The following is a 9,418-nucleotide window of genomic DNA, read 5'->3' on the forward strand; positions in this document are numbered from 1 at the left end:
CGCTATGCCTTATAGCAGGCCACCGCTTAGCGAACTGCGTAAAAGAAATAAAAGCTATATCAAGTCGGCATTAGAGAATATTGGTGCGCTGCTCCGTTTCTCTAATATGGCAATCCTCGCTGACGTCAATGCCGGGATGAGTTATATGCACTATGGCTATCTTGATTGGATAGCCAAGCAATCAAACCCCTTTACCGCGACCGATGACTTTTTAGCAGCATGGGCCGCGCTGGTCCGCACATTTCGAAAAGCGGCAACCGCCGCAACGGGTTCTAGTATCCCTTTCAGCGGAACGGCAGGTAGCGTTGTTACTGCAGGCGCAGTGTTAAACCGTGGTGACGGGTATCAATATACTGTAGATACCGCCATCACGTTGGACAGTACCGGGAACGGGAGTGGTTCGATTACTGCCGTTCTGCCAGATACTGCAACAGACTCCACCGGTGGCGGTGAAAATGGCAATGCTGATGCAGGCATTCAGCTAACGTTTGATGTGGCTCTATCGGGCATCAATTCGACGATAACGACGACGACGGCCATCACGGGCGGCGCTGACATCGAGGACGAGGAAGTATTTCGATCCCGCATGCTGTCAGCCTTTCAGAATAAACCGCAGGGCGGCAGTGATAGCGATTATGAAGAATGGGCCCTTGCTGTTTCAGGGGTTACGCGTGCCTGGGTCGCACGTCGTTTAATGGGCGCTGGAACGGTCGGACTTTACATCATGCTCGATACGGAAGACGACACGAACGCGAGTGGATTCCCAAAAGGTACTGATGGCTTTTCAAGTTATGAGAAGCAGTATGCAACAGGATTCGCCACGGGCGATCAGCTTCGTGTTGCTGATGCGTTGTACTCACAGCAACCGAGCACCGCCATGTTATATGTCTGTTCTCCTATTCAAACCAGCGTAGATTTCACCATTTCTGGCTTATCCAGTGCGACCGACACACTGAAAACCAGCATTTCAACAGCCATTAACACGGTATTCTACAATAACGGCGCACCGGGTGGCACGATTGACTTATCTGACATTCTGGAGGCCATTGCAGGCATTTCTGGGACGTCTGGGTTCATCATGATCACTCCGACAACCAACATCATTATGGAGACTGGTTGCCTGCCTGTGTTGGGAACCATTACTTATTCATGAGCCAATTTACCGTTGAAGAATACACGGGGGGATTGCAATCGCTGATGCCGACGGGGCAAGTCTGGCCCCGCGACAGTGATTCTGTGCAAACCGCTGTTCTCACAGCGTGGGCAAATGAGTTTCAGCAAAGCGACAGCGACGCGCTTAGCCTGCTCGCTGGGGCCTTTCCGAGTACTGCAACAACAATGTTGGCTGAATGGGAGTCAACCCTTGGATTGCCTGATGCCTGCGCGATTGGTGAGACCGATAGCATTGCCCTACGCCAGAATGCCGTCACGACAAAGTTAACAACGGTCGGCGGCCAGTCGATTGATTATTTTGTCGCACAAGCCGCCGCGCTGGGTTATAGCATTGCAATCACACAGTATCGTCCAGCCCGTGCCGGGCTTTCTGCGTGCGGTGCAGCAATTAACGGCGACGACTGGCCGTTTGTAATGCTGGTCACTGCCCCAGACACAACAATTACGACAGCACAGGCAGGCGTTAATTACGCTGGAGACCCGTTGCGTTCATGGGGTAATAAAATATTAGAGTGTAGAATAAACAGCATTGCACCGTCACATGTAATCGTTAAATATGCATACATAGACTTCGGCTTTGATGATCAGACAGTCTATGAATTGACCAGCGAATTCTGCAAGTATTTAGACACCTCTATGTCCCTCCTGAAGTAGCCCCCACATTCTCCACAGAATTAAATAATAGGTATGCGAATGAGCATGTTTAACACCGGTAATTCGGTTCCGTCTAACTCCGTTTTAGATTTAAATGATAACATTCTTGTATTAGATAATTTCATAAATAATGAATCTGGTACGGTAGATAAAAGGACTGGTGAAGCCATTCCTGTATTGCAGGAACAAGTAACAAGCCAAGTAAGCGCAAAACTAGATTCATTAACAGCCGATGCTCAGAGTGCAATAACTTCAGCTGCTGCCTCGGCGGCTGATGCTAAAACCTCGGCTGAATCCTCAGCCACTCTCGTTAATAACCTTTCTCTTCCAGCCGGTGCCGGTCTGAGCGGTTATGCTTTGGCTCAACCCTACACCACTGACACCGTAGGGAATAAGCTCAACAATATCATCATGGTTGAGGACTTTGCCTCATATGTTACCGATGAAACAGATTACTCACCTGCATTTAATGCCGCGATAGCATATGCAAATGTTAATAATATTGGAGAGTTAAGGGCGAACGGTAAATATACCATTTCAAATCCTATTAAGCTTGTCGGATTCCCTCTCACTGGATTTAAATTATACATAAATGAACTTTTTGCATCTGACACTTGGCCGGTAAGTAGTTCGCTTTTTGGCGGAACAGCAATGATTCAGACAGGCGTCGACAGCGGAAATATTAACGGAATAGATATTTGGATAAATAGGGTTGATGGTAATGTTAACTGCCGCGCTGATGCAATAACTGGTCTCCGTGATGGGATGTCATCATCGAGATTGTGGATAGGTATGGCAATGTACTGCAACATTGTCACTAACTTTAGCAATAACACCTCGCCTAATGGCACAATAGATATTCTTGGTGGGTTCTGGACGGAAAATAGATTAGGCGTTTATCTTACCAATGGTGCAACCGGAACCGCTCAGATAAATGAAGGTTGCAATATTGATATTAAATTCAATGCTGCTAATAGTCACGGTGGTGTTTTTTGTCACACATATGGTCAATATCTCCAAGTAAAAGGGAATATGGACTATAATGGCAAGAATTTAGCTGTTATTCGTCTTACAGATACCACTGGTCTTAGTAATATCTGGGGGCAGCAGGGCCTTAAATTGACCGATGGCACCACGGAACTTGATTTTATGTTCCATTATACAAGCCAGGGTTGGTTTTATGTCGTTGTGTCATCTTGGGATAGTAGTCTCGCATATACTGATACTGGCGGTAAATTTGTTTGGACAGCTGGTTCAACGATAAGCTGTACCACAGTTGATGGTGTGGCAATCACGTTTGATACGGTGAATACAGCCACAGACGATACTGCAACAGGTGGAACCAACTATTTTGATATTTTGCACGATTATGAGATGGCCCCGTTCGGGCGTATGAATGCCAACATGGCATATATGTCTGGTTATATTGGAGGGAAGACGTATACAAGTAACTTTGTTTACGCTAACTCTTTCTCTGGTATGACGACAAATATGCAAGATGTCTCGATTTATAACACAGGAAATGGTCAGTATGGCTGGGCATCATTTGTAAATAAAGCCTATAGTGATATCCCATTCCTTAACGTAAATGGTGATTATGTTAATATCGCCTCTAAACTCTATATGGGGTATAGAGGAATTGAAGGCGGCGCGACAATTGTCCAATTAGCTATCGGCAATGGGACTGCGACGCGAGTATTTGGTTTAAGCGACCAAACTACAGATAAATATCTGAATGAAGGTACTGTTTTCCGCGTAACGATGACCAGTGATTTCAGTGGCTGTTTTGGTTCCTTTGATGTGCATATGAAAGGGAATGACTCATGCTCGATATTTAATGAGAACATCGATGCTTCGTGGGAACTTACCGCTCAAACAGAGTATGCCGATGATGGAGTAACAGCAACCGGTGTTGGCTTCTATGCCCGACAGGAATCTCAGCCATCAATTACCATGAAATTTAACATTGTGAGGTTCTAATATATGAATTACTCAAGCAATAGTACAGATACTATTACTAGCAATAAAACTATTAACCTGAGAGGTGGCGGTGCTATTTCCATCACCCCATACGGACAAACAATATTAACGCAAGCAAATTTAGCAAGCGTTAAAGGACTGTTAGAAATACCGGGTATAGTGCCGTCAACTGCTAATTTACCCACAACTTATACAGATACTGCTGCCACTGATATCAGCGAAGCTGCTGATAGAACACAGACTAAAAACATTGCAGACAAACTAAATAATCTTATTTCCCTGCTGACAGCCGCAGGGATAATTAGTAGCGAAATCACCGTCACCTCGGCTGGTGATGTCGAAAGTGCCACTGCGGGAAGTACATATGACATGTATTCTTTGTTTAATTTTGCCAACGCCCCAGCACTTGATTACGATTACACAATATCGCCAACTGACGCGGGAACAATTGTTTCATTGTCAAATCCTACATATTCCTCATACGGCATTCAAATTAGCTCAACGTATACCGGAAATATTTCAGTCACGGCAACGCATAAAACTCTGACCGATGTCACGGCAACAACCAATATTGATAACGTCACAGTGGCAACCACCACGACGGATGCGACATCGACCACTGACACAACTACAACTACAACGACGTCTACATCTTAATAGGATAATTATATGAGTATTAAAGGCTCCTGGAATTTCAGAGGTTCTTTATTTCCCGAAGCGTATGCAACGGCACACAATACCCAGCGTAATGGCAGTAATGTTTCTGGGTGGATGGCGGTTTATTCGAATGAAGCCTATGCAAAACTTAACGGCTCCCTACCTATAGCTAATATCCCGCTCCAGACAAACGCCTCAAGTACTGTTGATAATGATACCGCCTTGGAAAATTACGCGCTGACCACTGGGATTTTTAGTGGCTTCACTGCTGTTGTGGATTCAACGACTACGGCCACCACGACGTCCAATAGTTCAAGCACATCGACTGACTCCACCGCCACAACTTCCGCGTAATACCTATTCCCCTCTAAACGCCATACTTGGGATCCCCATGGAAAAAATTAGTTCATATACCACCACTGCTGACGCCAATAATGAATTCACCAATGGCAGCGTAGCCAGTGGCGTATCCCCGACGAATCTTGTCGCAGGTTGGTTTAACATGATTCAGCGCGAGCTGGTCGCGGTAGCAACCGCTGCAAACATTACGTTAGATTCAAGTAACGACGCGCAGCTGCTTGCAGCGCTACAGGCGTTATTTATCACACGCGAAGGTGGGGACCTCACCGGGCAGTTAACAGTCCAGAACCTACTGGCCGCCATAAAATCGGCCCCCGGCGCGCTGGGCGGCGTTTTAGAAGCGATTAACGAGTCATCAGATGCTGATTCCTCAGCAGCTTTCAATTTTGGCTTCGGCTCGGCTGTAATGGCATCAGCCAGCTCGGCGATCGCCGATGACGGTTCGACTAACATTACGTTTTCTGTAAGCCCCCCCGGCACAGTCTCAGACCGCCGTACAGCTGGGCTAGAAGTCATTGGGGAAACGCAACAGACGAACAGCGTGTTTGACCTGTATGAGAACGGCCAGCGCGTTTACAGCCCGAATAATATCCCGTCGCCAGCTACTGTCGGAGCTTTAGCCCTGACAGGTGGAAACCTCTCCGGGAACGTCAGTAGTTCAGCGCAATTTTCCAGCTCTAATGGCACGGTGGGATTTATTGCTACCGGCCTGACCCAGCCGAGCAGCACAACCTATAACTTAACCGGTTATCGTCTGGCGGCAAATACTACACAATACGCAGATTTGTATTGGTATAACGGTGATGGCGGATCACGTTTTGGGGTGCATGTACAAGACCCTACTGCGAATTCCTATTTCGAATTTTTCTACACTGGTGTGTTCAAAGCACCGGGCAATATCTATTCCGGTGAAGCCTGCTATCAAAATGATGGAAACATCTATGGCACTGCTTGGGGCGGCTATATCTCTGATTATCTCGCGGCAATGAAGACAGCGACCGCCGCTGCCTATAGCTCGACTAACCTCCCGCTGTTCGCCGCTGGAGAGGTAGGCAGTTATGCCTTCGCGGGTACGAACCAGAACGTGGCATTGTCCTTCGGTGATACGGTCGCGGGTTCAAGCCTCTATGCTGCGTCCGTTCATGCAGCATGGAACGCCTCAGACGATGTAGCCTCTATCTATTCCTCCGCAGTGCTGACAGGTACATGGCGTTGTCTCGGTTACTTTGCCGCAAATTCAAATACCAGTTTCGGGCACGTTACCCTTTTCCAGAGAATTGCATAATGTCAATGACTTACACCGATGTAAAAAACCCGAGCTATAAGAATTCAGACAGCACGATCATTGATTGTGAGGTGAAATTTGATGGCTTTGATGATTACCTACAGTTCACGGCCACCGCGACTGATACTACGGATTATGGCGTAGATATTTTCAATGCGTGTGTCGCGGGGACTTATGGAACCGTTGCAGCCTATGTTGCAACCAAAACAAATGCCGAAGCGGTCGCTACTGCGAAGAAAGCGGCTTTATTGCAGTCAATCAATAACACCACGCAACTGTGGCAGACTCAGCTGGCACTGGGCATTATCACTGATGCTGACAAGACGACCTTAACGGCGTGGATGAAGTACGCGCAGGAAGTACAGGCTATTGATACGACAGCTACAAGTATCACATGGCCAGAAGAGCCTACTACACTGACCACAACCACTACTGAAGCATCTTCCGACACAGCTACATCAACAGATACGACCACGACCACCACGACCGAGACCGCATAAAAAAAGCCGCATTTGCGGCTTTGTAAGATTGCGACAGGAGTGGTAAATTACGCGCATCGTCGTTTCTCCTGTCAATTGAATCGTCGATAGCCCTTGCGGGGTGCGTCCTGCAAGGGCACCTACTTATTTTTTTCCTGTTAACTTTTGTTCTAGCGTCCCTAATAGCTGGTTGACGTCACTAGATATCCCGCCTTCTTTCCCCATCGCTTCCAGAATCGATTCAACCCGTTTTATCAGGTCAGGTGCAACGCCACGGAATGAGAGGTCTACATCGTCACCCTTATAGCGTGCGGTGATACCCGGACCAAAATTACGAACGGTCACCTCTTTCTTTCGCTCATTTTCCGGTTCTTTCCCTGCGTTTTTGAGCGTCTTAATTATCAATGCTGTGTCTAACTTCTCGCCTGCTTTTTTATAGGCTGCAAATTCTTCAACCAACGACATCATTTCTGCTTTGTGTGATTCATGAACTTTGTGCAATTCCTCGCCTGCTCGGGCGGATAGCTCAGTCGGGTTCGTAAAAAGGCTGATAACTTCGATAGGTAGTTCAGCAGTATTCACACATCGCATAATCACTTTTCTGTCAATGTTTTCAGCGTCGGCAAGTTGGCTGACGTTATTGTCATACTTTGTCTCGAGAAGACGCGTATAGCGCTTCCCACGCTCATAAGCGCTGGTTGGCCTGTACTCATTCCCCAGCAGAGAAAACTGGGACATTTGCTCGTCATCTAGATCGCCAACAAGAACCCGGTAATCACTGCCGGTGATGATGGCTGCCTTACGTCTCCGACTACCGTCTGCAACTTCGACGACACCGGATATTTCACGGCCAAAGGCCGGATTTTGCTGGCCCGAACTCAAGAAAGAGGGGATCAGGTCATCGAGCGAGGTCTCTGTCAGAAGCTCCTGCAGGCGTTCATTGCCAGCCCAAACCATGGTTGCTTTCTCAACGCGTTCGCCGGGTATGGTTTTTAGCGTAAACTTTACATTTTTTCCGCATATGGGCAGGGTTATCACATTGCCAACTATCGCCCCAACTCGCTCCCGAAGGGTATTAACAATAGGTGCCGATGATGGTTGAACTGCGCCAGATGCCGCTGCGTTCAGCCTTTCCTGGGAAATATTAGGTGCGTTGCGCACGCCTCCACGTTTCATTATTCGGCCCCCTTATTATTCCAGCGTGGTTTAATCAGTTTGTTAAATATCTCAGAGCAAACAGGCTCCCAAATTTTGATCGCATTGTTCCATGCTCTGCTACTTGAGCGTTGATTTGCCGCCTGCTCAAATACTGTGCGCATTTTTAGCTGTCCCTTACCGACTTCATCTGTCACACGGACGACTTCATCGAGGACCATATCACCAAACGCCTTACGCATATTTTCAGCCATCATTTCAGATTGAGAGCCTGACGCAAGGCTATATTTTGTAATCAGAACTCGCACGTCAGGCTCAAACACATCTCCACCGTCGGCCATTAATGCGGCCATCAGGTCGCGCAACATAGCAAAGAACTGGTTTGCCGAGGCGTAATCGTACAGCTCCGCAGGTGTTGGAATAACGAGAACATCTGAAGCGCAGACGACGTTTGCGGCCCCTATACCAAGGCTGGGCGCGCTATCAATAATAACCACGTCATAGCCGTCCCAAACAGATTCAATTGCTGAGCGTAAAAGCATTTGTGGCGCGATCCCTCCCAGCATATTTTTATCGTGTAATGGCATGACTTCGCTTTCTATGCGGTGAATTGCCAGGCACGATGGGATAATGTCGAGGTTCGGCCAGCAGGTTGGTTTAATCGCATACATTGCATCAGTACGCTGACCTAGATAGAAGGGCAGTAACGTATCATCGGCATGAATATGCAAGTCAGGGACGTAGCCATGATAAAGCGACGCTGTAGCCTGTGGGTCATTAGCATCGCATAACAGAACCCGAAGCCCATCTAACGCTAACTTTTGGGCTAGATGTACCGCCGTGGCAGTTTTGAAAGCCCCGCCTTTATGCTGCGCTATACCAACGACCACCGGGTCCTCACCCTCGGGACGATATGGCAACGTTCCAAAGACTTCCCGCATTGTGTTGATTTGTTGAATGGTATAGCCATCACGTTGCTCAATTCGGCCCTTTTTAACCATATCTGGAGGCGGTAGGCGTCCGTCGTCTTCAGCGTTGCGAATAGTCGGCTGGCTTACGCCTACCATTAACGCCGCCTCCTGAATACCCCAGCGGCGAGTAATGGCCCTTGAATCTGGAGAGTCATCCCCGAACATATCCTCAGCAATAAGCTTGGTCATTGCTGCGCCGCGTGATAAACATACATCTAAGCGTTCTAAAAGGTTCATTTGTTTCTCCTGTCGTTTTGCGTGTTTTCATTAAAACAGTCAGAAACACGCAAAGCAAGCACTTTTTGAAACAACAACAAAGAATATTGATTTCGGACACATAAAGCACAATACAGAAAAAAGAAGGCCAGAAGCTCCTTAAGAAACATGGAGCTTGAAGGTAACAATTCTAACATTATGATTTTAATGTCTTTATTATTATTCCTGACAGGTAACAGACTAAGTAAAACAAGAGTAAAAAGAACAACCACAACATAGTTACCCTCCATCCTTCACTCACCTCGCAACTTTGAAACAAAAATTCAGAACAACATAGCTTGATATTTTTAGCCCAAATCTATGCATACCTCAATATCGACACAATACTTAGGAACCGTTTATCGTAACAACAATTCGGAATGATTTCGACACCAAATAACCCATTTAACACGTGTTAAATGGGTTATTTGGTGTCGAAATCATTCCGA

The 9,418-nt window shown here is 47.0% G+C and carries 9 protein-coding genes; 7 read left to right on the plus strand and 2 right to left on the minus strand.

The features are described 5' to 3' along the window. Positions 1 to 4 precede the first annotated feature (4 nt). From BS640_RS18825 to BS640_RS18845, 7 genes are read left to right on the plus strand one after another with little or no spacing between them, the layout of a single operon-like run. Entirely contained in the window at positions 5 to 1,153 is a 1,149-nt protein-coding gene (locus tag BS640_RS18825) for a baseplate J/gp47 family protein (protein WP_084913125.1), read from the plus strand. Then, the gene (locus BS640_RS18830) at positions 1,150 to 1,827 is read left to right on the plus strand and encodes a YmfQ family protein (RefSeq protein ID WP_084913126.1); all 678 of its coding nucleotides are present in this window, start codon (positions 1,150 to 1,152) and stop codon (positions 1,825 to 1,827) included. The genes BS640_RS18825 and BS640_RS18830 overlap by 4 nt, the downstream gene beginning before the upstream one ends. A 39-nt stretch (positions 1,828 to 1,866) precedes the next feature. Next, positions 1,867 to 3,807 (plus strand): hypothetical protein, encoded by a 1,941-nt coding sequence (locus BS640_RS18835; protein ID WP_084913127.1) that lies wholly within the window; start codon positions 1,867 to 1,869, stop codon positions 3,805 to 3,807. A gap of 3 nt (positions 3,808 to 3,810) precedes the next feature. Next, the gene (locus BS640_RS21995) at positions 3,811 to 4,464 is read left to right on the plus strand and encodes a hypothetical protein (RefSeq protein WP_139802838.1); all 654 of its coding nucleotides are present in this window, start codon (positions 3,811 to 3,813) and stop codon (positions 4,462 to 4,464) included. Positions 4,465 to 4,476: 12 nt separating this feature from the next. After that, positions 4,477 to 4,818, plus strand: a complete 342-nt coding sequence (locus BS640_RS22000; protein ID WP_139802839.1) for a hypothetical protein — start codon at positions 4,477 to 4,479, stop codon at positions 4,816 to 4,818. A gap of 37 nt (positions 4,819 to 4,855) precedes the next feature. Further along, positions 4,856 to 6,109 (plus strand): hypothetical protein, encoded by a 1,254-nt coding sequence (locus BS640_RS22290; RefSeq protein ID WP_241528258.1) that lies wholly within the window; start codon positions 4,856 to 4,858, stop codon positions 6,107 to 6,109. After that, positions 6,109 to 6,609 carry a tail fiber assembly protein gene (locus BS640_RS18845; RefSeq protein ID WP_241528259.1) on the plus strand — a complete coding sequence of 167 codons (501 nt, stop codon included), beginning with the start codon at positions 6,109 to 6,111 and terminating at the stop codon, positions 6,607 to 6,609. Before BS640_RS22290 ends, BS640_RS18845 begins: the two co-directional genes overlap by 1 nt. Positions 6,610 to 6,732: 123 nt before the next feature. Here the strand turns inward: BS640_RS18845 and BS640_RS18850 are convergent, their stop codons facing one another. Then, complete coding sequence (locus tag BS640_RS18850) at positions 6,733 to 7,764, minus strand: ParB/RepB/Spo0J family plasmid partition protein (RefSeq protein ID WP_241528260.1); 1,032 nt, start codon at positions 7,762 to 7,764, stop codon at positions 6,733 to 6,735. Continuing rightward, a complete protein-coding gene (locus BS640_RS18855) occupies positions 7,764 to 8,951 on the minus strand; it encodes an AAA family ATPase (protein ID WP_139802840.1) in 1,188 nt (395 codons plus the stop codon). The genes BS640_RS18850 and BS640_RS18855 overlap by 1 nt, the downstream gene beginning before the upstream one ends. Positions 8,952 to 9,418: the final 467 nt, after the last annotated feature.

It is taken from the genome of Rouxiella badensis (assembly GCF_002093665.1).
Classification (GTDB): Bacteria; Pseudomonadota; Gammaproteobacteria; order Enterobacterales; family Enterobacteriaceae; genus Rouxiella; species Rouxiella badensis.

Excerpts from the sequence above, each read along its gene's own strand:
- BS640_RS18825 (WP_084913125.1), top strand. The coding sequence starts at position 5 with ATGCCTTATAGCAGGCCACCGCTTAGCGAACTGCGTAAAAGAAATAAA.
- BS640_RS18830 (WP_084913126.1), top strand. The coding sequence starts at position 1,150 with ATGAGCCAATTTACCGTTGAAGAATACACGGGGGGATTGCAATCGCTG.
- BS640_RS18835 (WP_084913127.1), top strand. The coding sequence starts at position 1,867 with ATGAGCATGTTTAACACCGGTAATTCGGTTCCGTCTAACTCCGTTTTA.
- BS640_RS21995 (WP_139802838.1), top strand. The coding sequence starts at position 3,811 with ATGAATTACTCAAGCAATAGTACAGATACTATTACTAGCAATAAAACT.
- BS640_RS22000 (WP_139802839.1), top strand. The coding sequence starts at position 4,477 with ATGAGTATTAAAGGCTCCTGGAATTTCAGAGGTTCTTTATTTCCCGAA.
- BS640_RS22290 (WP_241528258.1), top strand. The coding sequence starts at position 4,856 with ATGGAAAAAATTAGTTCATATACCACCACTGCTGACGCCAATAATGAA.
- BS640_RS18845 (WP_241528259.1), top strand. The coding sequence starts at position 6,109 with ATGTCAATGACTTACACCGATGTAAAAAACCCGAGCTATAAGAATTCA.
- BS640_RS18850 (WP_241528260.1), bottom strand. The coding sequence starts at position 7,764 with ATGAAACGTGGAGGCGTGCGCAACGCACCTAATATTTCCCAGGAAAGG.
- BS640_RS18855 (WP_139802840.1), bottom strand. The coding sequence starts at position 8,951 with ATGAACCTTTTAGAACGCTTAGATGTATGTTTATCACGCGGCGCAGCA.